Raw genomic sequence first — 24,972 nt, 5'->3', positions numbered from 1 at the left:
TATAAATAACAAACACTAAAAAAGCCCATCTTTAAGTAAAGATGGGCTTTTTTTATAGTAAAATTCCCGTGTTATTTCTTTGGCTTTTTACTCACTTTAAAGCTTAAGAATTCAATAAATAAAGAGAATGCTATAGCGAAATATAAATACCCTTTAGGAATTGCTCCAACCGAATTACCGAAAAACTCGGTGTGGGATAGGTGAGCGGCTTCAGTAATTAACATAAAGCCAATTAAGATTAAAAATGCTAAAGCAAGTAACTGAATACTTGGATGTTCTTCTATAAAGTCTCTAATTTTATTAGCGAAGCCAATCATTATACCAATTGAAATGACCACAGCAATAATCATTAAAATTAAATTGTAATTATGGTTGCCCGATAAGCCATTCGTCATCCCTACAGCAGTTAAAATTGAATCGATAGAAAAGATAAAGTCGATTAATAAAATTTGAATAATGGCCTGTTTTAAGGAATGAATTTTCTTTCCTTTCACTTGGTTTTCATCGTGAAGAGGTGTTTCTACTTTCTCTCTAATTTCAGAGGTGCTTTTATATAATAAAAAAAGCCCACCCGAGAATAAAATAATAGCTTGCCAACTTATTTCTAAGTGTAACCAATCGGTATCAACGACATAAAAAGGCTTAGATAACCCAATTAAAAACGATACAAAAAACAGCAAAACTACGCGTTGTACCATTGCCAATAAAAGACCTATGTTGGTTGCTTTCTTGCGTTGGTGCTCCGGAAGTTTATTTGCGGCTATAGAAATAAATACAATGTTGTCTATACCCAATATAATCTCTAAGAAGGTTAGTGTTAATAGAGCAAAAATAGCATCGCTCGAAGTAAAAAACTCAATCATAGTCAGTCAGTTTTAGTCGCTTCTCCTTTTTGTTTAGCTACTTCTCCAACATAAGAATATTCAAAAGTATAAGAGTTTGCGGTGGTTGTAATAATTTTAATGTGCACATCTTTCTGTTCAGCCATACTTTTAGGGTTGATTGTTTTAAAGATGACTTCGCAATCGTTAACCCATCGAACCATAGAAGAATCTATGCGGGTTCCGTAAGTTTCAATTTGTAAATCTTCAGTTCTTGTAAAGTGTCCTACTTGTTCTTCTCCATCTACCATATAGTTGAATTTAAAAGTTCCGGTTTTAAAATCGTTGCAATTACGGTCTGGTTGATTACATCCTAGAACTAATAATAAGAGTGAGAATAACGCTATATGTTTCATAAATTATATTTTTTGTAAAGCTACAAAATGAAATAATCAAATGCGCTTATAAAATTTTGATAAACGAAAAATTTCATACCTATTATAGCGTAATAATCATTGTCCTGAGAATCGCGTATTTCATTTTATTATTAGCCGTGTACTTAATTCTCGAAATTTGAAAAACTACCGTCTTTATAAAAAATAACAATACGATCAATTTCTTTTTTTGAATTTGAAATTATTGAAGAGGGGGTGTTCTCAGATTCTATATGTTTCGAATTGTTCTTTGAGTTTTCATCCGAGTTTCTGTTTGAAAATAAATGTTCTTTCGGTTCAGTTTGTTTTTGGTTTTGAACGTCGTTTTTTGTTTGAGCAGGAAATTGTCCCTTTCCATTCATTAACCAATACAATTCTACTTCTGGAAAATGGGCGAGTACCTTTAGTACAAATTCTAAACTTGGTTTATTTCTACCGGAAAGAATATGTGAAATAGTAGAACGCTGCACACCTATTTTTTCGGCGAAAGAAGAAGCACTTTCACTGTTGAAATCGATCACCTTTTGAAGGCGTTTAGCAAAATCAGCATTGTTTATCATTGTAAACACGGGTTAGTCGTTATTGAACGTTACAAATGTAAACTTATTATTTAGAACTACCAATAATTATAAGATATTTAATATTTCATAGTCAACATAAGCTTTAAGTAGAATATTATAAGTTATTGAAATACAATATATTAACTATGTGAGACGTATTGCTATGCATTATTCGGAATCCGTGTAGTAATCACTGTTAAAGACTGGTAACATTTGTATACATTAGTACGCTGACCAAGCAAAAAGAACTGTTTACAATTGTAACAAAACAATTGTTTACCTTTGTAACACTTAAAATTTACATATGGAAATAGAAGCACTTCAATCTCTTTTTTTAAAGCACAAAGAGCGTTCTCTTTTTGGACGTTATATACACTCTAACCACATAGAACCTTTATTAACTAAATTGCCTAAAGAATTTAAAGTTACGGTTATTGGCGTTTCTGTAAACGATCATAATATTTATTCAATAACAATAGGTACGGGGCATAAAAAAATATTGATGTGGTCTCAAATGCACGGTAATGAAGCGACAACAACTAAAGCTCTTTTTGATTTAATAAACACATTAAAAGGGAATTCTGAAATGTCTGAAACCATTTTAAAGCACTTTACCTTGACTATTATTCCTATTTTAAATCCAGATGGTGCTAAAGCGTATACGCGTTTAAATGCTAATTCAATAGACTTAAATCGGGATGCGCAAAACCTCTCTCAGCCAGAAAGCCGAGCGTTAAGAGCTTGTTTTGATGCCTTTAAACCGCATTATTGTTTTAATCTGCATGGTCAGCGTACCATTTTTAGTGCTGGACATGATAATAAAGTAGCGACCTTATCTTTTTTGTCTCCAGCGCAAGATGAACAGCGCTCTGTAACCCAAACAAGAGCAGTTGCTATGTCTGTTATAAATAGAATGACGGAGACTTTATATAAAGAAATACCTGGTCAAGTGGGGATTTACGATGATTCCTTTAATATAGACTGCGTAGGCGATACCTTTCAGGCGTTAAACGTGCCAACGGTTTTATTTGAGGCGGGACATTATAAGGAGGATTACGATAGGGAAGAGGTGCGGCGGTTAGTGTTTCAGTCTTATTTAGTGGCTTTGAGCGCTATTAGACTAAATACTTTAAGTGAAAAAGATGTTGAAATGTATCTTAAAACACCTCAAAATGAGAAATTGTTCTTTGATATAATCATTAAAAATGCCATAATTGGTGGTGTTATAAGAAGTGTCGCTATTCAATATGACGAACAATTGTTAAGTGATTCTATTGTTTTTATTCCGAAAATAGTCAAAATCGATAAGGGATTATCAAATTATGGTCATAGAGAGATAAATGCTAATGGTAAACCGTTGATTTCGATAAATACTGGTGAATTGCAGGTAGGTATGACCGTGAATTCAGTCCTTTTAAATAATGAAGTATTATCATTAAAATTAGGTAATAATTAACTTTTATTCTCTAAAACTTAATAAGATTATAGTATTTTTGCATAATATTTAATAATTAATTGAAATGGCAAAATTTAGACTAGACGAGGTAGATCATCAAATCCTTGATATGTTGATAGATAATACTCGTGTTCCTTTTACAGACATAGCAAAAAAGCTATTGATTTCTGCTGGAACTGTTCATGTAAGAGTAAAAAAGATGGAAGATGCTGGTATTATAAAAGGCTCTTCGTTAACAATAGATTATAAGAAGTTAGGATACTCTTTTATAGCGTATGTTGGTATATTCCTGCAGAATACGTCGCAAACAAAATTTGTTTTAGAGCGTATTAATTTACTGCCTTATGTGACTGTTGCTCACGTAACGACTGGGAAATTCAACATTTTTTGTAAAATTCGTGCTAAAGACACAGAACATGCAAAAGATATCATCTTTATGTTAGACGATATCGATGGTGTTTATAGAACTGAAACTATGATTTCTTTAGAGGAAAGCTTAAACGATAAGAAACGTTTAATGCACGACATTTTTAGAGAGATGTAATTATAATTAAAGTAAGAGTAAAAACGCCCTTTAGTGTAAGCTAAAGGGCGTTTTTGTTTAATATTTAGTCTAAAATATTGCCGGAATTGCATAAATTACTAGAAGTTAACACTTTTACAGATAATTAGAATGTTTTATTCTTCTTCATCTTCTTCATCTTTTTTAGTAAAGAAAGCCTCTTCAACAATAATATGTCCAGCTTCATTTAGTGCTAAAAGGTCAATATTATCATCCAAATTGGCCATAGTGTAATGCAAACGGCAGCTTACCTTTACTAAGTATGTGGTGTCTTCTGTTTTTACTTCGATAGCCTCGATAGTTTCGTTTCTATGGTTATCAAAAGTAATAATATCCTTATCCCCATAACCATCAGGAAATTTAGAGGTTAGTAACTGTAGTACCTCTGGTGTTAGTTTTTTGTAATCGACAAGAACTCTTCGCATAACAACAAGTTTAAATTAATACAATTAGGCGTGTAAGCTAGTCTAGTTGTTCTAAAATTACGAAAAAATACAATGCGTTTAAGGTTATTTGTTGTAAAAATTAAAAGCTTTTATGATTAATTCATTATCAACTTTGCAATCTATTATAGGTTTACCAACATCCTCTAATAAGACGAAATTAATAGCACCGTGTTCATTTTTCTTGTCGTATTTTAATAAATCTATAATAGGAGCGTAGTCGTTTTCTGAGATTGTCACGTCGCCATAAATAGACTTGATTGCACTTTTAATAGTAGTGTTTTTCTCTTCTGGAAAACCTGCTATTTTGGTAGAAATATAAGTGGCTAAAACCATCCCGATAGCGATTGCTTCTCCATGTAATAGAGTGGGTTTGTCTTGCTGACTTAAATAATAAGATTCAATAGCGTGACCAATAGTGTGGCCAAAGTTTAAAGTTTTACGTAAGTTATTTTCGTTAGGATCCTGTTCTACAATGTCTTTCTTTATAATTATGGACTCAAAAATCAAGGTATCTAAATCTTCAAGTGTAAGTTTAGGTAAATTGCTTAACTTGCTCCAGTATAATTCATTATGTATTAATCCGTGCTTAAGCATTTCGGCTAGGCCAGAGCGTAGTTCAAGTTGTGGTAAAGTGTCGAGAAAATGCGTGTCTACTACAACCATTTTAGGCGGATTAAAAACTCCTATTTGATTTTTTAAATTACCTAGATCGACGCCTGTTTTACCTCCAATTGAAGCATCTACCATCGCTAAAAGCGAGGTTGGAACATTGATAAAGTCTATACCTCTTTTAAAAGTGGAAGCCACGAAGCCACCAAGATCTGTAACAACCCCACCACCAATATTAATGAGTAAGCTTTTGCGATCGGCGTTTAACTCAGAAAGGGCGCTCCATACACCAGAGCACGTTTCTATATTTTTATGGATTTCACCAGCTTCAATTTCAATAATTTCAATCTCTTTTTCAGTCTTAATCTGAGCTAAAAAGTGAGGTAAACAATAATTGTGAGTGTTATTGTCTACTAAAAAAAACAATTTTGAATAATTTGTGGTTTTTAAGAAATCATTAAGGTGGTCGTAACTAGCCTTGCTAAAGTGAATTGCGTAATTTTGGGTGGTGATTGAAATCATTTTTTTAATTGTCTAAATAGATTGTGAAAATAAGGTCTTTTTATAATATAATTAGTCGCGAGTAAGTATATTTGCAAAATATCTTATTTATGAATAAAATGGGTCAAGTAAAAATTTTTGAAAATACGAAAGTAGCATTTTCTTTAAAGAGCGATTCAGAATTAGAACGCGCTTATTTTTTGTTTAAAATGATTTCTAGCCAACCTTTGGTTAAGATAGGAGCTGCCTTAACAACTTTTGCCTTAAAGTTAAAATTACCCGTCGAAAGATTGATTAGACTAACGGTTTTTGATCATTTTTGCGGTGGTATTAATGAAGAAGACTGTCTTGATGTTGTGGAAGAAATGTACACTAAAGGAGTGAGTTCTGTTTTAGACTATTCGGTTGAAGGTAAGGAAGAAGAGGAGCAGTTTGATGAAGCGACGCTTAAACTTCTTAAAATTGTTGGGTTTTCAGATGAAAAGAAAGCGTTGCCCATTGTTGTTTTTAAACCAACTGGTCTTGGGCGTTTTTACTTGTATCAGAAAAAAGGAGAAGGCAAATCCTTTTCTGAAGACGAGAAAAAGGAGTGGAGACGCATTGAATCTAGATTTGACGCAATTTGTAAACTGGCAAGCGAGAGAGATGTAGAGATCTTAATTGATGGTGAAGAGAGCTGGATGCAAGATGCGGCGGACGAGTTGGTCGGAAAAATGATGTCTACTTATAATAGAGAAAGACCTATTGTTTATAATACACTACAAACCTACAGATGGGATAGGTTAGAGTACTTAAAGGAATTACACAAACGTGCTAAAAAAGAAGGTTTTAAGCCTGGGTTTAAGATTGTGCGAGGTGCTTATATGGAAAAAGAACGTGAGCGCGCCCACGAGTTAGATTACGAATCTCCAATCTGTAAAGATAAATTTACAACAGACGTTAATTTTAATGATTGTTTAAAATACATATTAGATAACTTAAATGATATTTCGATATTTATAGGAACGCATAACGAAGAAAGCACCTATTTAGGGATGCAAATTATGGAGGATCTAAATATCGATAAGGATGATAATCGTGTATGGTTTGGTCAATTATACGGTATGAGTGATCATATTAGCTTTAATATGGCGGCACTTGGTTACAATGTTGCAAAATATGTGCCTTTTGGCCCTGTAAAAGATGTGATGCCTTATTTAATAAGACGTGCTGGGGAAAACACTTCGGTTGCTGGGCAGACGAGTAGAGAGTTGTCGTTGCTAAAAAAAGAAAGAAAAAGAAGAAAAGCAAATTAACTAGAAAAGCTTAAAGTATAGATAAAAAAAATCTCATAATATATTTTATGAGATTTTTTTTGTTATGATCTAGTTTAAAAACTGAATATGTTTTACAACAGCTTGTTTTTCGCAATTTTCAACGGTAAGGGCTGCTTCTTTTTTATTGAGTTCTCCTTCAATATAGTATTCGCCACAAGGCTCTTTGCGTGTGTTACTTTTTGAAAAGTCGACATCACCTTTATGTAAAATGTAATTGATTTGAAGGGTGTCTATACTATTCTGTTGCACAAACAACAGTGCCTCATCAGAAATAATTAATGTTTTCGTGGTAATATTTTTTAAAACTCGGGATTCTGGCCCGTAGCTGCACGATACTTTTTTTCCGTTTAGAAAAAAGGCTAAGAGTACTAATCCAATAGAGAATCCTCCTATGTAATAGGCTATTCTGCGAAGTAAAGACATATTGATGTGTTAAATGTTTAAGTAAAAAAAAGAATATATTTTTACCGCAAATTTAGAATATTAAAAGGTTAATGTCACTATATTTTAAGCCAAACCATTCACCAACCGAACGATTTGTTAAAATACCGTGATAAAAGTATAATCCGTTTTTTAAACCTTTGTCCATTCTTATAGAATGTTCTAATCCCCCATCATCTGCAATTTTAAGTAAGTATGGGGTAAAAATATTACTAATCGATGCCGAAGCGGTTCTTGCATATCGCGATGGGATATTTGGAACGCAGTAATGCACAACACCGTGTTTTTTAAATGTGGGTTTTGTGTGTGTGGTGATTTCGCTGGTTTCAAAACAGCCCCCCATATCAATGCTAACATCAATAACTACAGAGCCTGTTTTCATTTGCTCTACCATAGCCTCGGTAACAATAACTGGTGCGCGATCTTTTCCTCTAACGGCGCCAATCGCGACATCACATCGTTTTAAAGCTTTATTTAAATACTTAGGTTGTAGGGTAGACGTGTAAATAGTACGTCCTAAATTAGTTTGAAGGCACCGTAACTTAGTAATAGAGTTATCAAACACTTTAACGTTTGCGCCTAGGCCTATAGCACTACGAGCTGCAAATTCTCCAACTGTTCCAGCGCCTATAATAACAACTTCAATTGGGGGTACTCCACTTATATTTCCAAAAAGGAGACCGTTTCCTTCACTAGCATTGCTTAATAGTTCAGAGGCTATTAATACGGAAGCAGTTCCTGCTATTTCACTTAAAGAACGAACCGCTGGGTAAGCGCCGTCTTCGTCGCGAATAAATTCGAAAGCCAACGCTGTAATGCGTTTACTCGCTAAGGTTTCAAAATATTTTTTCGATTGAGTTTTTAATTGAAGCGCAGATATTAAAATAGTTTGTGGGTTAATATATTTAATTTCTTCCAAAGTAGGAGGAACCATTTTTAATATCATCGGGCAAGCATATATTTTTGCCGTGTCACTACTTATTTCTGCACCGGCTTCACTATAATCCTTGTCGCTAAACTTAGAGCCTTGTCCTGCACCAGATTCTATTAAAATTCTGTGTCCATTATTTACTATGGCAGATACGGCGTCTGGAGTTAGGCAAACGCGTTTTTCTTGAAAAGCAGTTTCTTTAGGGATTCCTATAAAGAGGTTGCTTTTCTTTTTAAAAATCTCTAATGTTTCTTCTTGCGGAAGTAATTGCGCTTTTGAAAAAGGAGATAGATGTGACGACATGATTAAGTGCTAGAATTTATAGTAAATGAAATTACGAATAAATTTTGAATGACCGTATTTAGATTTAAAAATACTGTTTTATTTTTTGAATAAACGTTAATGGTCTTATACGCATTTCGTCTTCTAATTCCTGAGTACTTTTGTTCACCGAATTAATACGGTTAAAAATTTTTGCTCGTATTAAATAAATAGAGGGTATTATTAACGCCATTAATGGTATAAAATATTTCAACTCAAAACTGTCAATATAATGGAGGTCGTCGTTAAGTACATTTGTCAATTGGTAAATGTACATAGTCATTGGTATAAGAAGGGCATGGTACCACCAATGTCTGCAAGTGAAAAACCATATTGTAAGGAAATATAAAGGGATGGATTTTCCTGTTATAGTCCAAAATGCTACGTTCGCACTATTGTAAAACTCACTTTTGTATGTAAATAAAAAAGTATCCCAAATCGGTTGATTCGGAACACTTTCATATAAATAAAAGAAATAAGGGGAAATTGAAATTGCAATCGCAACTAAACTCCCCATAATCAAGTTTTTTCTATCCGTGTGTTGGAACTTTGATGTCTTTTTTGTCAATTTGTGTCTGTTCTTGATCATTCAAGTCAATAATGTTAGAGGCTTGAGCTGTAAATAAAGCTCCTCCAAAAATGGCTAATGCGATTAAAAATTTTTTAGATTTCATAATGTTAGGATTTTAATTAGATTAATTTATACTGCTAAACTAATTAAAACACTAGTGCAAAAACGATGAAAATGTTAAAAAAATGTTAAAAACACCGTTTTTTCGTTAACCGGTTACGGCAAAAACCGTAATCGTTCAAAAATAACATTTTATTTTAAATAAAAAATTAATTATCAGTAATGTTATATATTAAATTTAGGTTTCTAGTACCGTTTTCTAATCGATTAATAGTAATCTCGTAAAAATTGTCGTCCAGCAATGGTTTTAACAAGTCTGGCCATTCTACAAATATCCAATGTTGCGTATTTAAATACTCTTCAATCCCTAAATTATAAAGTTCTTCTTCATCTTCTAATCGGTACAAATCGAAATGAAAGATGGAGGTCTTGTCTGCTTTATATTCGTTAACTAAAGAATATGTAGGACTGCTTACGGTTTCAGTACAGCCCAAGGCTTTAACTAACTCTTTAATAAGTGTTGTTTTTCCTGCCCCAAGATCCCCATTAAATAGTATGATGTTAGAACTGGACGCTGTTTCAATAATTTTATGGGCAACAGCCGTAAGTGTCTCTAAAGTGTATTCGATTTTCAAACGCTACAAAATTTTTACAAATTTATTGTTTAGGATTTAAAACAACAAATGGAATGATCATTTCTTCCAGAGAAATTCCTCCATGCTGGTAAGTGTTTCTAAAATAGCTTACATAATGATTGTAATTATTAGGGTAAGCGAAAAACAAATCACTTTTGGCAAAAATAAAAGAACTATTCATAGATAGTGAGGGTAAGTGTATTGTTTCGGGATTTTTAGCGACTACAACATCTTTATCTTCGTAACTTAAACTTCGCCCAGTTTTATAGCGTAAGTTTAAACTGGTGTCGCGATCTCCAATAACCTTAGATGGATTTTTAACGTTTATAGTACCATGGTCGGTAGTTAGTATTAATTTAAAGCCCATTTGTTGTGCTTGAACAATCATTTCTAAAAGTGGAGAATTTTTAAACCAGCTTTGTGTTAAAGAACGGTACGCCTTATCGTTAGAGGCTAATTCCTTAACCACATCCATTTCTGTTTTAGAATGAGACAACATGTCTACAAAGTTATACACCACAACTGTTAAGTCATTATCTTTTAATCCTTTGAAGTTTTCGGCCAGTTTCTTACCAGATTTTAAATTCGTAATTTTATAGTATTCAAATTTAAGATTAGTAAGCCTTAAACGCTTCAATTGTGCTTCTAAAAACTCGGCTTCAAATAAATTTTTTCCACCTTCATCGGTATCATTTTTCCATAATTTAGGATGCATCTTCTCCATATCTTTTGGCATCAATCCAGAGAAAATGGCATTTCTAGCATATTGTGTAGCCGACGGTAAGATGCTAAAGAAAGGAGATTCGGACTCTTTTTTATAATGATTAGTAACAAACGGTTCGAAGGCTTTCCATTGGTCGTAACGTAAATTATCAATTACAACTAATAATGTAGGTTGCTCTTTACTTAGTTCGGGCACCACTTTATTTTTAAATAAATTGTGAGATAAAGTAGGGGCGTCTGTATTTGGTTCGAACCAAGACGGATAATTTTTATCTATAAATTTTCCGAATTGAATATTAGCTTCGCTTTTTTGCGATTCTAAAATTTCAAACATTGCTGGATCCTCAATATCTTCCAATTGAATTTCCCAGTAAATAAGCTTTTGGTAGAGCGCAATCCATTCTTCGTAAGAATTCACCACCGATAGATCCATCGCGATTTTCCTGAATTCTTGCTGGTAATTAGATGTTGTTTTTTCCGAAACTAAACGCGAATGGTCTAAATTCTTCTTTAAACTCAATAAAATCTGATTCGGATTTACTGGTTTTATAAGATAATCGGCAATTTTATTACCAATAGCTTCCTCCATGAGGTACTCTTCTTCACTTTTGGTAATCATCACTACAGGCAGTGTGTCTTTTTTTTCTTTAATCCCGTGCAAGGTTTCTAAGCCCGTAAGACCCGGCATATTTTCGTCTAAAAAAACAATATCGAAAGTGTTATCTTCTAAAATTTCTAAAGCTTCAGTGCCACTTTTACAGGGCGTAACGTTGTAGTTCTTCTTCTCTAAAAAAAGAATATGTGGTTTTAGTAAATCTATTTCGTCGTCAACCCAAAGTATATTAATAGTGTTCATGTATATTTGTTTAAATTTAATTTTAAATATTAAAAGCTTGCAAACTATTAACAAACTCAAAATACTAAACGACCCAATTTACGGATTTATTACTATACCAAATTCGATGATTTTCGATTTAATCGAACATAGATATTTTCAGCGATTGCGTCGCATTTCTCAAATGGGATTGTCATATTTAGTCTATCCGGGTGCGCACCATACGCGATTTCAACACGCCTTAGGTTGTATGCATTTAATGCAGAAAACGGTTAACGTATTGCGCTTTAAGGGGGTTGCTATAAGCGAAGACGAGCAAAACGCACTTTATATTGCGATATTATTACATGATATTGGGCACGGACCCTTTTCGCACGCTATGGAGCATAGTATTGTAAATGGAGTCTCGCACGAGCATATCTCTATGCTTTTTATGCAAAAACTGAACGAAGAATTTAACGGCGATTTAACACTTGCCATCGAAATTTTTAGAGGAAAATATAAGCGTCAATTTATGTGCCAATTAATATCTAGTCAAATAGATATGGATCGCGCCGATTATTTAAAACGCGATAGCTTTTATACCGGTGTCGCCGAAGGAAATATTAATAGCGAGCGTTTAATTACGATGCTTAATGTTAAAGACGACTGTTTGGTGGTCGAAAATAAAGGGATTTACAGTGTCGAGAAATTTCTTATAGCACGACGTTTAATGTATTGGCAAGTCTATCTACATAAAACAGGAGTAGCTGCAGAGCAATTATTGATTAGAGTATTGAAAAGAGCAAAGGAGTTAACGCGCGATGGCGCCAAATTAACAGCAAGTAAACCTTTACTGTATTTCCTTAAAAACGATATAACAATGGAACATTTTAATGCTGAAGCTTTAGAATTATTTTCTAAATTAGACGATTATGATATTGTCTCTGCAATGAAAGAATGGCAATATGAAGATGATTTTGTGCTAAAAAACCTCTGCAGTATGATTATTAATCGAGATTTATTAAAATGTAAGTTAAAAAAGAAACCTGTTAAAAAAGAAGTGCTAATAAAGCATCGCGATGCATTAATTGAGAAATATAACATCTCTAAAGCAGAAGCAGATTATTTTGTGTTTTCCGGAGAAGTGTCTAATCAGGCGTTTACAGAAAAAAAACAAAGAATAAAAATTTTACAAAAAAATGGCAAGATTGAAGATATCGTTAAGGCATCAGATCAATTAAACATAAAAGCCTTGTCAAAATCAGTAACTAAATATTTTATATGTTACCCAAAGGAAAAACTTTGATACATTTTTTCTATTTTTGTCAATCATGAAGTTTACAGCAGAACAAATAGCAGATATTTTAGAAGGCGAAATCTTGGGGAACCCAAGTGTTGAAGTTTCCAAACTATCAAAAATAGAAGAAGGCGTTGAGGGGGCATTAACCTTTTTGGCTAATCCGAAGTATACGTCTCATATTTATAATACAAAAGCATCTATTGTAATTGTAAATAAAAGTTTTAATCCAGAGAAAGAAGTAACGCCCACTTTAATTATGGTGGACGATGCTTATAAATCATTTTCTAAACTTTTAGAATATTACAATCAAGTAAAACTTAATAAGTTTGGAATTGAACAGCCTGTCTTTTTACCAGAATCCACACGTATGGGAAAAGACGTTTATATTGGCGCTTTTTCTTATATAGGAGAAAATGTTGTTATAGGCGATAATGTTAAAATTTTTCCAAACTGTTTTATTGGTGATAATGCTACGATAGGTGATAATACAATTCTCTTTTCTGGAGCTAAAATATATTCAGAATGTATTATTGGTAACTATTGTGTCATTAATTCTGGAGTAATAATTGGAGCCGATGGTTTTGGTTTTACCCCTAATGAAAAAGGAGAATATACTAAAATACCTCAAATAGGTAATGTTATTCTTGAAGATTTTGTAGATATTGGGGCAGCAACCACTATCGATCGCGCCACTCTAGGATCTACAATTATTAGAAAAGGAGTAAAGTTAGACAATCAAATTCAAATTGCACACAATGTGGAAATCGGAAAAAACACTGTTATAGCAGCGCAAACAGGTATTGCCGGGTCTACAAAAATAGGAGAGAATTGCCAAATAGGTGGTCAAGTGGGTTTTGCGGGACATATAATAATAGGTAATAATGTAAAAATCCAAGCACAATCTGGTATTGGTCGTAATGTAAAAGATAACGAAGTATTACAAGGCTCTCCAGCTTTCTCTTACGGGGATTATAATAAGTCTTACGTATATTTTAAAAATTTACCAAAAATGGCGAAATCCATAAACCAACTAGAAAAAAAAGATTATGGCAATAGTTAGTACTGAAATAAAGCAAAAAACAATTAATAAGGAGGTGTCCTTAACGGGTGTGGGCTTACACACAGGAAAAGATGTCACTTTAACTTTTAAACCAGGACCAATAAATTCTGGATTTGCTTTTAAAAGGGTAGATTTAGAAGGAAGTCCCACTATAGAAGCAGACGCCAATTACGTTACAACCACACAACGTGGTACGTGCTTAGAGAGAAATGGAGTAACAATTCAAACTTGCGAGCACGTCTTAGCTGCATTTGTTGGTTTAGATATTGATAATGCAATTATAGAATTAAACAATTCTGAACCACCAATTCTAGACGGCTCTTCGAAATTTTTTGTTGAAGCTATTGAAGAAGCAGGAATTGTAGAACAAGATGCTTTTAGAGAAGAATACGTGGTTAAAAACGTTATTTCTTACGTAGATGAAGAGTCTGGAAGCGAAATTCTTATTATGCCTGCAAACGAATACCAAATAACGACAATGGTCGATTTTGGTACAAAAGTTCTAGGAACTCAAAATGCCACTTTAAATACGATGTCTCGTTTTAAAGAAGAAATTGCAAGTTCTAGAACATTTAGTTTTTTACACGAACTAGAAATGCTGTTAGAAAACGGACTTATAAAAGGAGGAGACTTAAACAATGCTATTGTATATGTAGATAAAGAATTATCTGAGAGTACAATGGAGAAGTTAAAAGTTGCTTTTAATAAAGACTCTATTTCAGTAAAGCCAAACGGCATTTTAGACAACCTAACCTTGCACCACCCTAATGAAGCAGCACGGCATAAGCTTTTAGATGTTATAGGCGACTTAGCGCTGATAAAAACGAGAATTAGAGGTAAAGTTATTGCTAATAAACCAGGGCATTTTGTAAACACTCAGTTCGCAAAAAAAATGTCTAAATTAATAAAAAATGAACGTCGTAACAACGTTCCAACTATCGATTTGAGTCAAGAGCCCGTAATGGATGTGAATCAAATTATGCAGATGTTACCTCATAGACAGCCTTTTTTACTAATTGATAAGATATTTGAAATTACAAATGACCGCGTTATAGGAATGAAAAACGTAACGATAAACGAATCGTTTTTTCAGGGTCATTTTCCTGGTGCTCCAGTAATGCCAGGCGTTCTTATAGTAGAAGCAATGGCACAGACAGGAGGAATATTGGTATTAAGTACAGTGCCAGATCCAGAAAATTATCTAACCTTCTTTATGAAAATGGATAATGTTAAGTTTAAACAAAAAGTAGTACCAGGAGATACTTTAATTTTTAAATGTACTTTAATCTCACCAATTCGCCGCGGAATTTGCCATATGCAAGGGTACGCTTACGCGAATGGTAAATTATGTGCCGAAGCAGAATTAATGGCACAAATATCAAAAGTAAAATAAGAATCAATAACAAAAATTAAAAAATGAACCAACCACTAGCTTACGTGCATCCAGGTGCTAAAATTGCTAAAAACGTAGTCATTGAGCCTTTTACAACCATACACAACAATGTTGTTATTGGAGATGGCACTTGGATTGGAAGCAATGTTACCATTATGGAAGGTGCCAGAATTGGAAAAAACTGTAGTATTTTTCCTGGTTCAGTTATTTCGGGAGTACCCCAAGATTTAAAATACGACGAGGAAGACACGCTAACTATTATTGGTGATAATGTTACCATAAGAGAGTGCGTTACTATAAATAGAGGAACTACCCACAAAATGAAAACAGTTGTGGGTAATAACTGTTTAATTATGGCCTATTGCCACATCGCACACGATTGCGTAATTGGAGATCATTGTATATTTTCTAACAATACAACATTAGCTGGGCATATAACGGTTGGTGATTATGTGGTATTGGCTGGAATGACAGCCGTGCATCAATTTTGTTCTATTGGTAATCACGCCTTCGTAACAGGAGGGTCTCTAGTTAGAAAAGATGTACCTCCCTTTGTAAAAGCAGGTCGCGAACCTTTATCGTATGTTGGTATAAACTCTGTAGGACTTAGACGTCGCGGGTTTACAACCGATAAAATTAGAGAAATTCAAAATATATATAGAATTTTATATCAAAAGAACTACAACAATACGCAAGCAGCTGGAATTATTGAAGCCGAAATGGAAGCAACTCACGAACGTGACGAAATCCTTCAGTTTATAAAAGATTCTCAAAGAGGAATAATGAAAGGCTATTTCAAGTCTAATTAATCTCTATAGCTATAACAATCAAATATTAAAACATTAATAAACACAATGGCAACAACATCAGATATTAGAAACGGACTGTGCATTAAATATAATAATGATATCTATAAGATAACAGAATTTTTGCATGTAAAACCAGGAAAAGGACCTGCATTTGTAAGAACGAAAATGAAGAGTGTTACTAACGGAAAAGTATTAGATAATACGTTTTCTGCGGGACATAAAATTGAAGATGTTCGTGTTGAAACCCATAAATTTCAGTTTTTGTACCATGATGGAGAGTTCTATCATTTTATGAATGAAGAAGATTATACGCAAATTCGTTTATTAGAGGCCGCTTTAGATAGACCTGATTTAATGAAAGAGGGGCAAATTGTAACTGTAATTATTAACACAGAAGACAATATGCCATTATCTGTTGAAATGCCGGCTAGTGTTGTTTTAGAAGTTACACATACAGAACCAGGGGTTAAAGGAAACACAGCAACCAATGCTTCTAAACCTGCAACCGTAGAAACAGGAGCAGAAGTAAGCGTACCTTTATTTATAAATGAAGGCGATAAAATTAAAATAGAAACTGAAAAAGGAACCTATAAAGAAAGGGTAAAAGAATAGTAACAAGATCTTTTTATTTTCCATAAACTAGTTTTTATATGAAATTCTCCAAATCGTATTCTTTAAAGGAAATAGCGCAATTAATTAATTGCGATTATGTTGGCGATGACGATTTCCCTGTGTTAGGAATGAACGAAATTCACGTGGTAACTTCAGGAGATATCGTTTTTGTAGATCATCCTAAATATTACGACAAAGCACTGCAGTCCGAAGGCACTGTTGTTCTCATTAATAAAAAAGTGGACTGCCCAGAAGGAAAAGCGTTGCTCATTAGCGACGATCCGTTCAGGGATTTCAATGCTTTAACGCATCATTTTAAACCGTTTGAAAGTGCCAATGTGAGCATTTCACCTTCAGCAACTATTGGAAAAAACACCACAATTCAACCCAACTGTTTTATTGGTCATAACGTAACTATAGGAGACGACTGTATTATTCATTCTAATGTTAGTATTTATGATGATACGGTTATTGGTAACAATGTAGTTATTCACGCAGGGACTATTTTAGGTGCCAGTGCTTTTTATTATAAAAAACGCCTCGAAGGTTACGATCAGTTAATTTCTGGCGGACGCGTAGTTATAGAAAGCAACGTGCATATTGGTGCATTATGTTCTATAGATAAAGGCGTAACCGGAGATACTACAATAGGCGAGGGGAGCAAATTAGATAATCAAATCCAGGTGGGACACGATACAGTTATTGGAAAACACTGTTTAATTGCTTCTCAAACAGGAATTGCTGGATGTTGTATTATTGAAGATGGCGTAACTCTTTGGGGACAAGTCGGTACAACAAGTGGTATTACCATTGGTGAAAATGCCGTCGTTTTGGGTCAAGCAGGTGTAACCAAATCTATTCCCGGTAATAAAACATATTCTGGAACGCCAATAAATGAAGCGCGCGCAAAACTGAGAGAATTAGCGACGCTTAGAAAACTTCCAGAAATAATAGAACAATTAAAAACGAAATAATATGACAGCTAAAGAAGTAGTTAAACAATTTTACGCTCTTGATTTTGCTAAAGACAATGGCGTTTTAGAGTTTATTCATCCAGAATGCGAATTAAATTGGAATAGTAGTAAAGGCTATACGAGTTTAGATTATAAAGATATCGAAGAAAAAATAACGGGTATAAAAGAATCGTTTTTAACCTTCAATTATAAGTTAAGTCATTTATTAGAAGATAATAATACAGTTACAGCACGATATACCATTTATGGAACACCAATCGAGCAAGATAATGACGATAACAACGAAGAAGCAATAGCTCATTTTATCTCTATTTGGGAGGTTAAAGAAGGCAAATTGTACAGAGGATATGAGATAAGTCAGCTATTAGATGATAAAGCTGAAAATATCTCTACCTTTTCAGAAATAAATATATAAAAATCATTAATAAATAGCGCTCAAAACCTTATTTTTGCAGCGTTTTAAATTATAAACTATAGAGATGAGCGTTTTAGTAAACAAAAATTCAAAAATAATAGTTCAAGGATTTACTGGTAGTGAGGGTACGTTTCACGCAGGACAAATGATTGAATACGGAACTAACGTAGTTGGTGGTGTTACACCAGGTAAAGGTGGTCAAACACATTTAGATAGACCGGTTTTCAATACTGTTTCAGAAGCTGTTGAAAAAGCAGGAGCTGACACAACAATCATTTTTGTGCCACCAGCATTTGCTGCAGATGCAATTATGGAAGCTGCAGACGCGGGTATTAAAGTAATTATTACAATTACTGAAGGCATCCCTGTTACTGATATGATTAAGGCTGCCGATTACATTAAAGGTAAAGACTGTCGTTTAGTTGGGCCTAACTGTCCAGGAATAATTACTCCAGGTGAAGCTAAAGTTGGTATTATGCCAGGTTTCGTTTTCAAAAAAGGTACCGTTGGTATCGTTTCTAAATCAGGAACTTTAACATACGAAGCTGCCGATCAAGTTGTAAAACAAGGATTAGGTATCACAACTGCTATTGGAATTGGTGGAGATCCAATTATTGGAACAACAACTAAAGAAGCTGTTGAGTTATTAATTAACGATCCAGAAACGGAAGCAGTAGTAATGATTGGTGAAATTGGAGGTCAGTTAGAAGCAGATGCTGCTAATTGGTACAAAGCTAGTGGTAGTAAAAAGCCAGTTATTGGTTTTATCGCCGGTGAAACTGCTCCCGCGGGCCGTACAATGGGCCACGCAGGTGCTATTGTTGGTGGAAGTGATGACACTGCTCAAGCTAAAAAAGCAATTATGAGAGAATGTGGTATTCACGTAGTAGATTCTCCAGCTGAAATAGGTAAGAAAGTTGCTGAAGTATTAGCGAAAGTTAACGCATAAGCATTACATAATTTTAAAAAAGGCTATCTATACTTAGATAGCCTTTTTTTTGCTTTAAACTGAAGGGTGTTTTAAATTTAGTTAAGAGAGTAATTAGAAGTATTTCTATGATAAATGAAGGTTTTAATAATGTGTACTTGGTTTAAGAAAAAAAAGGTTAATTATTATAGCAATGGTATTAAATGTATTTCATAATTAGAGCGTATTCTTATTGTTAAATACTGTTAAAATATGTGTAATCCACAGTGCTTATCAATGCGTTGGATGTACTTTAGCTCACAAACTTTTTTATATAATAATAGCTACTAAAAGTAGTTAACTAACAGTGCCAAAAATGAAACATTTAAAATGGATTGTTGTTGTAATGCTTGTCGCATTTATTTACAGTTGTAAAAACAACAATAATGAAGCGGGGATTACCGCTAAAACAGAAGTTAAAAAGGATGTTAATGGGTTCGCTTACGAAACCGTTGCTAACGACCCCACAGGTTTGCGGTTATATACTTTAGACAATGGCCTTAAAGTGTATTTAAGTAAAAACACAGACGAGCCTAAAATTCAAACCTATATTGCGGTTCGCGCGGGTTCTAATTACGATCCAAAAGAATCTACTGGTTTAGCGCACTATTTAGAGCACATGGTATTTAAAGGCACGCATAAAATTGGATCCTTAGATTGGGAAAAAGAAAAAGTATATCTCGATTCTATTTCTAGTCTTTACGAGCAACACCGTGCTGAGCAAGATCCAGATAAAAAATTGGCGTTGTATAAACAGATAGACGAAGTATCGCTTGCCGCATCACAGTTTTCTGTGGCTAACGAATACGATAAAATGACTAGCTCTATTGGTGCAACAGGAACCAATGCACATACTTGGTACGAAGAGACAGTATACAAAAATAAAATCCCTGTTAACGAATTAGATAAGTGGTTAGCTTTAGAAGAAGAGCGTTTTAGTACTTTAGTATTACGTTTATTCCACACAGAGTTAGAAGCTGTTTTCGAAGAGTTTAACCGTGGGCAAGATAGTGATGGTAGAAAGGCTGCCACGGCAATGTTAGAAGGGTTATTTCCAAATCATCCTTATGGGCAACAAAGTACAATAGGTACGGCAGAGCATCTTAAAAATCCATCGTTAGTAGATATCAATAATTATTTCGATACGTATTATGTGCCTAATAATATGGCAATGGTTTTAGTGGGGGATATCGATTTCGAAAAAACGATTGAAAAAGTAAATAATACCTTCGGAAAATTAGAAGGTAAGGCAGTTGTTCATCCAAAATTACCAACGGAAGCGCCTATTGAAGAAATCGTAATTAAAGAAGTGTTTGGGCCAACCTCTGAAAGTGTGTCTTTGGCATTTCGTTCTAAAGGTGTAAATACAAAAGAACAACAATTAGTAACGCTTTGCGATATGTTATTAGCAAATGGAAAAGCGGGACTTATCGATTTAAATTTAAAGCAAAAGCAATTAGTGCAAAGTGCCGGTGCTTCAGCGTCATTTTTTAACGACTACGGCTATCATAGATTTTATGGCGCTCCAAAAGATGGGCAGACGCTAGACGATGTGAAAACGTTGCTTTTAGACCAAATTGAATTACTTAAAAAAGGTGCGTTCGAAGACTGGATGTTAACTGCTGTTATTAACGATCTTAAAAAATCGCAATTAGAGGAATACGAAAATAATACCGGTTTAGCTTCTGCTTATTACGAAGCGTTTATTCACCACGAGAAATGGGAAGATAAAGTGTCGTTTTTAAACGATTTAAAAGCGATTACAAAACAAGAAATTGTAGCATTTGCGGCGTCTTTTTACGGCGAAAATTATGTACTAACGTACAAACGTAAAGGTGTAGACAATTCTATTGTTAAAGTCTCCAATCCAGGGATTACGCAAGTTAACTTAAATAGAGATAAAGCATCGGAGTATATTGTAAATTTCAATGCAACAGAGTCTAAACCTTTAGCGCCTGTTTATGTCGATTATAAGTCTGAAATTAAGAAATCAAGTACAGAAAGCGGAATCGAAGTGTCGTATATTAATAATAAGACTAACGATTTATTTAGCCTGAATTTTATATTCGATATGGGTGCTAATAACGATAAAAAGCTAGAATTAGCTATCGGTTATATTGACTATTTGGGAACTGAAAAGTTTTCAGCAGAAGACTTAAAGAAAGAATTTTATAAGTTAGGTATCGATTATTCATTTAGAACAGGATTAGAAAATACATACGTATCGTTAAGTGGTTTAAAAGAAAATTTGCCAGCAGGGTTAGAATTGCTAGAAAGTCTTTGGTCTACTGCAAAAGCAGACCCAGAAGCGTATGTTAAATACGTGGAGTCTATTGCTAAAAGTAGACAAAACAATAAAACGAATAAAGCGGCTATTTTACGAGGTGGATTATTAAATTATGCTAAATATGGCGAGCAATCGGCAGTGCGTAACATTATTCCTATCACAGAAATGGTAGCGATTAATCCGCAGGAATTAGTAGACATTACTAACGATTTAAAAAATTATAAGCAACGCATTTTCTATTACGGAAAGAATGTAGATATTGCTATTAATGCTTTAAATAAGAGCTATAAAACAGCTAAAGAGCTTAAGGCGTACCCAGAAGCGCTTACGTTTACAGAAAATGAAACAGGAGGTAATGTGTATTTCGTAGATTACGATATGGTACAATCAGAAGTGATGTTTTTAGCAAAAAGTAATACGTTCAATGCTGAAGATATTGCCGTAAGTACTTTATTTAATAATTATTTTGGCGCTGGTTTATCTTCCATTGTGTTTCAAGAAATCCGTGAATCGAAAGCCTTAGCGTATTCTGCTTGGGCAAATTATGCAATGGCAAGAGACAACGATAATTCTAATTACTTAATGGCGTATATGGGAACTCAAGCCAACAAAATGCCAGAGGCTGTAAGTGCGATGTTAGCATTATTAAGTGAGATGCCAGAAGTAGAAGATCAATTTAATTCGGCTAAGGATGCTACACTTAAAAAAATAGCGGCAGAGCGTATTACTAAAGCCAATATTTTTTGGAATTACGAACGTTTGCAAAAGCAAGGAATAGATAACGATAATAGAGAAGCGATTTATAACGCTATTGAAAAAATGACTTTATCAGATTTAAAAACGTTTTTCAATACCACTATTAAAGGTGAAGAATACACTGTTATAGTAATCGGAAACAAAAAAGATATCGATTTCCAAACACTTAAAAAATTAGGTGAAGTGAAAGAAGTAGAGGCCGATTATTTATTTAATTACGCCACACCTTCAGAAATAAAAAGCTAATCCCTTTAAAGTCTTAGTATTTTAAAACTAATATAGTTACAGTAAAACCTCACTTTTTCTTATAATTGTGAGGTTTTTTGTATTTATAACCGGTAGTAATTATTATATTTGGATACGAATAAACCATAGAGAAAAATGAAAATTTTAGAAGGAAAAACAGCCATCATAACAGGAGCAAGTCGCGGAATAGGAAAAGGGATTGCTCAGGTTTTTGCTCAACAAGGCGCTAACGTGGCTTTTACATACAGCGCTTCGGTAGAGGCGGCGAACACCTTAGAAAAAGAATTAAACGCTTTAGGTGTTAAAGCAAAAGGATATAAAAGTAACGCTGCAAATTTCGACGAAGCACAAACGCTTGCCGAAGAGGTGGTGAAAGAATTTGGTAGTATCGATATTTTAGTAAACAATGCCGGAATTACAAAGGATAATTTATTAATGCGTATTACCGAAGATGATTTCGATAAAGTGATAGAAGTGAACTTGAAATCGGTTTTTAATATGACGAAAGCGGTGCAGCGCACAATGCTTAAACAACGAAAAGGCTCTATAATTAATATGAGTTCGGTTGTTGGATTAAAAGGTAATGCGGGGCAAACAAACTACGCGGCTTCAAAAGCAGGAATTATAGGTTTTTCTAAGTCTGTAGCTTTAGAGTTAGGATCAAGAAATATTAGAAGTAACGTAATCGCGCCAGGTTTTATTGAAACTGAAATGACGGCGAAATTAGATGAAGAAACGGTAAAAGGATGGCGTAATGCTATTCCTTTAAAACGTGGTGGTACTCCAGAAGATATCGCTAACGTGTGTGTGTTTTTAGCTAGCGATATGTCGGCTTATATCACCGGGCAAACTATAAATGTAGATGGCGGAATGCTAACATAATAGAATTTAAAAATTAATGAGTTATCAAACTCTTTTATATATCATTCTAGCTGGAATTGCAGCTCTTTTATTAGCGCTTTTTCAATACAAATACAAAACAAAAAGCGCTTCTAACAAGACTGCGCTTTTTGTGATTTTAAGGACGATTACTTTGTTTTCTGTGTTTCTGTTGTTAATTAACCCGGAATTCGAACAGTTAACTATTACTACAGAAAAACCTACCTTAGTGGTGGCTGTAGATAATTCGAGCTCTATAAAACACTTGAATCAAGACGATAAAGTAAATCAGTTTTTAATAGCGTTAAAAGAAAACACAGCTATAAATGATCGGTTTACTGTCGATTTATACTCCTTCGGAAGCCTATTACAATCATTAGATACGTTGGGTTTTAGCGAAAATCAAACCAACATCTCTTCAGCGTTTTCCAGTTTACACCAAATTTATAAAAACACGGTCTCACCAACCCTTTTAATTACCGATGGAAACCAGACTTTTGGTAACGATTACGAATTTTCGGCGAAGAAATATAATCAGAAAATTTATCCTATTATTTTAGGAGATACCACGCTGTATGTAGATATTAAATTACAACAGTTAAATGTGAATAAATATGTGTTTTTAAAAAATAAATTTCCAGTTGAAGCGATAGCGGTATATTCAGGTAACAGCAATTTTTCAACTACATTTCAAGTCACACAGGGTAATGCTGTAGTATTTTCAAAAATTGTGTCGTTTTCAAAAACAAAAACGTCTGAAGTCATTTCTTTTAATTTACCAGCAAACAAGGTTGGAGTGCACGCTTACAAGGCGACATTAGTGCCAATTAACACCGAAAAAAACAAAGTTAATAACGTAAGAGATTTTGCGGTTGAAGTCATCGACCAGAAAACAAATGTAGCTTTAGTGAGTGCGTTGTTACATCCCGATTTAGGCGCATTGAAAAAAAGTATAGAAACAAACGAGCAACGCTCTGTAACCCTCTTTAAACCGAATGAATTACTAGGGAAGCTCGACGATTTTCAGTTGGTTATTGTTTACCAGCCAGACAATAGTTTTAGTCAGTTATTTGCTGAAATGAAGGATGTTAACAAGAATAAATTTGTAATAACAGGCACAAAAACCGATTGGACTTTTTTAAATGCGCAGTCCGAAAATTACAGGCAAGATATTACCTCACAAACCGAAGACTACCAAGCCCATTTAAATACGAGTTATTCTGCGTTTATTGTTGAAGATTTAAATTTCGTATCTTTGCCACCTTTGGTCTCATCTTTTGGAGCACCCGAATTTTCTGTACCTCTAGAAACACTATTGTATAAAACCGTTGGAAACTTTAAAACAGACGAGCCGCTTTTAGCCACTTTTGAAGTCGGCTCGAAACGTGAATCCATTTTATTTGGAGAGAATATTTGGAGATGGCGGGCTCAAAACTACCGCAATACCGAAAGTTTTAATGAGTTTGATAACTTTTTTGGTAAAATTATTCAGTACTTAAGTTCTAATAAACGAAAGAATAGACTGGAATTAGATTACGATTCATTTTATCAAGGAGCGACCAATGTGGTTATAAAAGCACACTATTTTAATAAAAACTACGAGTTTGATAAGACAGAAACGCTGTCCTTATCGATTGAAAATAAGGACAATACACTAGTTAAGGCAGTGCCTTTCTTGTTAAATAATAATGTATACGAAGCCGATTTGAACGATTTACCCGCCGGCGAATACAGTTTTACTGTGCGAACTAAGTCTGAAAATATTTCAAAAGAAGGCCAATTTAAAATTTTAGAATATAGCGTAGAACAACAGTTTTATAATGCTAATGCATCAAAATTAGAGTACATTGCCAAAAATAGTAACGGACAAAGTTATTATATAGATAATTATAGTGAGATGTTTAATAATCTCTCGGAAAATGAGGCCTTTAAACCGCTTCAGAAAAGTAATAAAAGTACAGTGCCATTAATAGATTGGAAGTATTTATTAGCATTAATAACGTTAAGTCTTTCAATAGAATGGTTTTTAAGAAAATATAAAGGATTAATTTAAATAAATAAAAAAGAAGT

General features: G+C 33.9%; 25 protein-coding genes. 14 read left to right on the top strand and 11 right to left on the bottom strand.

Features of this window, described 5'->3' with window-relative positions; translation table 11 throughout:
- Positions 1–71 precede the first annotated feature (71 nt).
- The 3 genes from ES676_RS05265 to ES676_RS05255 form a co-directional block, all read right to left on the bottom strand.
- Positions 72–863 (bottom strand): TerC family protein, encoded by a 792-nt coding sequence (locus tag ES676_RS05265; protein ID WP_148369073.1) that lies wholly within the window; start codon positions 861–863, stop codon positions 72–74.
- Between the two features lie 2 nt (positions 864–865).
- A complete protein-coding gene (locus ES676_RS05260) occupies positions 866–1,237 on the bottom strand; it encodes a DNA topoisomerase IV (RefSeq protein WP_148369071.1) in 372 nt (123 codons plus the stop codon).
- Between the two features lie 143 nt (positions 1,238–1,380).
- Complete coding sequence (locus ES676_RS05255; protein ID WP_148369069.1) at positions 1,381–1,815, bottom strand: helix-turn-helix domain-containing protein; 435 nt, start codon at positions 1,813–1,815, stop codon at positions 1,381–1,383.
- A 304-nt stretch (positions 1,816–2,119) separates the two neighbouring features.
- Between ES676_RS05255 and ES676_RS05250 the strand changes: the two genes are divergently transcribed.
- Positions 2,120–3,271 (top strand): M14 family metallopeptidase, encoded by a 1,152-nt coding sequence (locus ES676_RS05250; RefSeq protein WP_148369067.1) that lies wholly within the window; start codon positions 2,120–2,122, stop codon positions 3,269–3,271.
- Between the two features lie 64 nt (positions 3,272–3,335).
- Complete coding sequence (locus ES676_RS05245; RefSeq protein ID WP_148369065.1) at positions 3,336–3,815, top strand: Lrp/AsnC family transcriptional regulator; 480 nt, start codon at positions 3,336–3,338, stop codon at positions 3,813–3,815.
- A 134-nt stretch (positions 3,816–3,949) separates the two neighbouring features.
- Here ES676_RS05245 and ES676_RS05240 read toward each other — a convergent pair whose 3' ends face one another.
- Complete coding sequence (locus ES676_RS05240; protein ID WP_148369063.1) at positions 3,950–4,258, bottom strand: hypothetical protein; 309 nt, start codon at positions 4,256–4,258, stop codon at positions 3,950–3,952.
- Positions 4,259–4,342: 84 nt separating this feature from the next.
- A complete protein-coding gene (aroB, locus tag ES676_RS05235; protein WP_148369061.1) occupies positions 4,343–5,410 on the bottom strand; it encodes a 3-dehydroquinate synthase in 1,068 nt (355 codons plus the stop codon).
- 98 nt (positions 5,411–5,508) lie between these two features.
- Between aroB and ES676_RS05230 the strand changes: the two genes are divergently transcribed.
- Positions 5,509–6,684, top strand: a complete 1,176-nt coding sequence (locus ES676_RS05230; protein WP_148369200.1) for a proline dehydrogenase family protein — start codon at positions 5,509–5,511, stop codon at positions 6,682–6,684.
- Positions 6,685–6,753: 69 nt separating this feature from the next.
- On the opposite strand, the gene ES676_RS05225 is transcribed toward ES676_RS05230, so the two are convergent.
- From ES676_RS05225 to porX, 6 genes are all read right to left on the bottom strand, one after another.
- The gene (locus tag ES676_RS05225) at positions 6,754–7,128 is read right to left on the bottom strand and encodes a DUF4258 domain-containing protein (protein ID WP_148369059.1); all 375 of its coding nucleotides are present in this window, start codon (positions 7,126–7,128) and stop codon (positions 6,754–6,756) included.
- 52 nt (positions 7,129–7,180) lie between these two features.
- Complete coding sequence (locus tag ES676_RS05220) at positions 7,181–8,380, bottom strand: alanine dehydrogenase (RefSeq protein WP_148369058.1); 1,200 nt, start codon at positions 8,378–8,380, stop codon at positions 7,181–7,183.
- A 64-nt stretch (positions 8,381–8,444) separates the two neighbouring features.
- Entirely contained in the window at positions 8,445–8,915 is a 471-nt protein-coding gene (locus ES676_RS05215) for a hypothetical protein (RefSeq protein ID WP_246130308.1), read from the bottom strand.
- 13 nt (positions 8,916–8,928) lie between these two features.
- Positions 8,929–9,072, bottom strand: a complete 144-nt coding sequence (locus ES676_RS14670; protein ID WP_170234427.1) for a hypothetical protein — start codon at positions 9,070–9,072, stop codon at positions 8,929–8,931.
- A 166-nt stretch (positions 9,073–9,238) separates the two neighbouring features.
- On the bottom strand, positions 9,239–9,664 hold the full coding sequence (tsaE, locus tag ES676_RS05210) for a tRNA (adenosine(37)-N6)-threonylcarbamoyltransferase complex ATPase subunit type 1 TsaE (RefSeq protein ID WP_148369055.1): 426 nt from the start codon (positions 9,662–9,664) through the stop codon (positions 9,239–9,241).
- Between the two features lie 22 nt (positions 9,665–9,686).
- On the bottom strand, positions 9,687–11,243 hold the full coding sequence (porX, locus tag ES676_RS05205; RefSeq protein ID WP_148369053.1) for a T9SS response regulator signal transducer PorX: 1,557 nt from the start codon (positions 11,241–11,243) through the stop codon (positions 9,687–9,689).
- 37 nt (positions 11,244–11,280) lie between these two features.
- Between porX and ES676_RS05200 the strand changes: the two genes are divergently transcribed.
- The 11 genes from ES676_RS05200 (at position 11,281) to ES676_RS05150 (ending at position 24,955) form a co-directional block, all read left to right on the top strand.
- On the top strand, positions 11,281–12,510 hold the full coding sequence (locus ES676_RS05200) for an HD domain-containing protein (protein WP_211357872.1): 1,230 nt from the start codon (positions 11,281–11,283) through the stop codon (positions 12,508–12,510).
- A gap of 25 nt (positions 12,511–12,535) precedes the next feature.
- Positions 12,536–13,564 (top strand): UDP-3-O-(3-hydroxymyristoyl)glucosamine N-acyltransferase, encoded by a 1,029-nt coding sequence (gene lpxD / locus ES676_RS05195; protein ID WP_148369049.1) that lies wholly within the window; start codon positions 12,536–12,538, stop codon positions 13,562–13,564.
- A complete protein-coding gene (locus ES676_RS05190) occupies positions 13,551–14,957 on the top strand; it encodes a bifunctional UDP-3-O-[3-hydroxymyristoyl] N-acetylglucosamine deacetylase/3-hydroxyacyl-ACP dehydratase (RefSeq protein ID WP_148369047.1) in 1,407 nt (468 codons plus the stop codon). Before lpxD ends, ES676_RS05190 begins: the two co-directional genes overlap by 14 nt.
- Positions 14,958–14,980: 23 nt before the next feature.
- Entirely contained in the window at positions 14,981–15,766 is a 786-nt protein-coding gene (gene lpxA, locus ES676_RS05185; protein ID WP_148369045.1) for an acyl-ACP--UDP-N-acetylglucosamine O-acyltransferase, read from the top strand.
- 45 nt (positions 15,767–15,811) lie between these two features.
- A complete protein-coding gene (gene efp, locus ES676_RS05180; RefSeq protein ID WP_148369044.1) occupies positions 15,812–16,378 on the top strand; it encodes an elongation factor P in 567 nt (188 codons plus the stop codon).
- 38 nt (positions 16,379–16,416) lie between these two features.
- On the top strand, positions 16,417–17,352 hold the full coding sequence (locus tag ES676_RS05175) for a UDP-3-O-(3-hydroxymyristoyl)glucosamine N-acyltransferase (protein ID WP_148369042.1): 936 nt from the start codon (positions 16,417–16,419) through the stop codon (positions 17,350–17,352).
- Between the two features lies 1 nt (position 17,353).
- Positions 17,354–17,767 (top strand): nuclear transport factor 2 family protein, encoded by a 414-nt coding sequence (locus ES676_RS05170; RefSeq protein WP_148369040.1) that lies wholly within the window; start codon positions 17,354–17,356, stop codon positions 17,765–17,767.
- A gap of 64 nt (positions 17,768–17,831) precedes the next feature.
- Positions 17,832–18,716, top strand: a complete 885-nt coding sequence (gene sucD / locus ES676_RS05165; protein WP_148369038.1) for a succinate--CoA ligase subunit alpha — start codon at positions 17,832–17,834, stop codon at positions 18,714–18,716.
- A gap of 334 nt (positions 18,717–19,050) precedes the next feature.
- Positions 19,051–22,023: a M16 family metallopeptidase gene (locus ES676_RS05160; RefSeq protein WP_148369036.1), complete on the top strand. Its 2,973-nt coding sequence runs from the start codon at positions 19,051–19,053 to the stop codon at positions 22,021–22,023.
- A gap of 135 nt (positions 22,024–22,158) precedes the next feature.
- Positions 22,159–22,905 (top strand): 3-oxoacyl-[acyl-carrier-protein] reductase, encoded by a 747-nt coding sequence (gene fabG / locus ES676_RS05155; protein ID WP_148369034.1) that lies wholly within the window; start codon positions 22,159–22,161, stop codon positions 22,903–22,905.
- 16 nt (positions 22,906–22,921) lie between these two features.
- Positions 22,922–24,955 (top strand): vWA domain-containing protein, encoded by a 2,034-nt coding sequence (locus tag ES676_RS05150; RefSeq protein ID WP_148369032.1) that lies wholly within the window; start codon positions 22,922–22,924, stop codon positions 24,953–24,955.
- Positions 24,956–24,972 lie beyond the last annotated feature (17 nt).

It is taken from the genome of Bizionia saleffrena, from assembly GCF_008086175.1.
In the GTDB taxonomy this organism is placed as follows: Bacteria; Bacteroidota; Bacteroidia; order Flavobacteriales; family Flavobacteriaceae; genus Bizionia; species Bizionia saleffrena.
The sequence above is the reverse complement of the archived record's forward strand: the minus strand, read 5'-3'. Positions and strand labels throughout refer to the sequence as shown.

What these genes read in the sequence shown, in the direction of transcription:
- ES676_RS05250 (WP_148369067.1), top strand. Translation starts at nt 2,120, where the DNA reads ATGGAAATAGAAGCACTTCAATCTCTTTTTTTAAAGCACAAAGAGCGT.
- fabG (WP_148369034.1), top strand. Translation starts at nt 22,159, where the DNA reads ATGAAAATTTTAGAAGGAAAAACAGCCATCATAACAGGAGCAAGTCGC.
- porX (WP_148369053.1), bottom strand. Translation starts at nt 11,243, where the DNA reads ATGAACACTATTAATATACTTTGGGTTGACGACGAAATAGATTTACTA.
- ES676_RS05220 (WP_148369058.1), bottom strand. Translation starts at nt 8,380, where the DNA reads ATGTCGTCACATCTATCTCCTTTTTCAAAAGCGCAATTACTTCCGCAA.
- lpxA (WP_148369045.1), top strand. Translation starts at nt 14,981, where the DNA reads ATGAACCAACCACTAGCTTACGTGCATCCAGGTGCTAAAATTGCTAAA.
- ES676_RS05175 (WP_148369042.1), top strand. Translation starts at nt 16,417, where the DNA reads ATGAAATTCTCCAAATCGTATTCTTTAAAGGAAATAGCGCAATTAATT.
- lpxD (WP_148369049.1), top strand. Translation starts at nt 12,536, where the DNA reads ATGAAGTTTACAGCAGAACAAATAGCAGATATTTTAGAAGGCGAAATC.
- ES676_RS05245 (WP_148369065.1), top strand. Translation starts at nt 3,336, where the DNA reads ATGGCAAAATTTAGACTAGACGAGGTAGATCATCAAATCCTTGATATG.
- ES676_RS05225 (WP_148369059.1), bottom strand. Translation starts at nt 7,128, where the DNA reads ATGTCTTTACTTCGCAGAATAGCCTATTACATAGGAGGATTCTCTATT.
- ES676_RS05150 (WP_148369032.1), top strand. Translation starts at nt 22,922, where the DNA reads ATGAGTTATCAAACTCTTTTATATATCATTCTAGCTGGAATTGCAGCT.
- sucD (WP_148369038.1), top strand. Translation starts at nt 17,832, where the DNA reads ATGAGCGTTTTAGTAAACAAAAATTCAAAAATAATAGTTCAAGGATTT.
- ES676_RS05255 (WP_148369069.1), bottom strand. Translation starts at nt 1,815, where the DNA reads ATGATAAACAATGCTGATTTTGCTAAACGCCTTCAAAAGGTGATCGAT.
- ES676_RS05265 (WP_148369073.1), bottom strand. Translation starts at nt 863, where the DNA reads ATGATTGAGTTTTTTACTTCGAGCGATGCTATTTTTGCTCTATTAACA.
- ES676_RS05170 (WP_148369040.1), top strand. Translation starts at nt 17,354, where the DNA reads ATGACAGCTAAAGAAGTAGTTAAACAATTTTACGCTCTTGATTTTGCT.
- ES676_RS05240 (WP_148369063.1), bottom strand. Translation starts at nt 4,258, where the DNA reads ATGCGAAGAGTTCTTGTCGATTACAAAAAACTAACACCAGAGGTACTA.
- ES676_RS05230 (WP_148369200.1), top strand. Translation starts at nt 5,509, where the DNA reads ATGGGTCAAGTAAAAATTTTTGAAAATACGAAAGTAGCATTTTCTTTA.
- ES676_RS05160 (WP_148369036.1), top strand. Translation starts at nt 19,051, where the DNA reads ATGAAACATTTAAAATGGATTGTTGTTGTAATGCTTGTCGCATTTATT.
- ES676_RS05215 (WP_246130308.1), bottom strand. Translation starts at nt 8,915, where the DNA reads ATGGGGAGTTTAGTTGCGATTGCAATTTCAATTTCCCCTTATTTCTTT.
- efp (WP_148369044.1), top strand. Translation starts at nt 15,812, where the DNA reads ATGGCAACAACATCAGATATTAGAAACGGACTGTGCATTAAATATAAT.
- aroB (WP_148369061.1), bottom strand. Translation starts at nt 5,410, where the DNA reads ATGATTTCAATCACCACCCAAAATTACGCAATTCACTTTAGCAAGGCT.
- ES676_RS05190 (WP_148369047.1), top strand. Translation starts at nt 13,551, where the DNA reads ATGGCAATAGTTAGTACTGAAATAAAGCAAAAAACAATTAATAAGGAG.
- ES676_RS05260 (WP_148369071.1), bottom strand. Translation starts at nt 1,237, where the DNA reads ATGAAACATATAGCGTTATTCTCACTCTTATTATTAGTTCTAGGATGT.
- ES676_RS14670 (WP_170234427.1), bottom strand. Translation starts at nt 9,072, where the DNA reads ATGAAATCTAAAAAATTTTTAATCGCATTAGCCATTTTTGGAGGAGCT.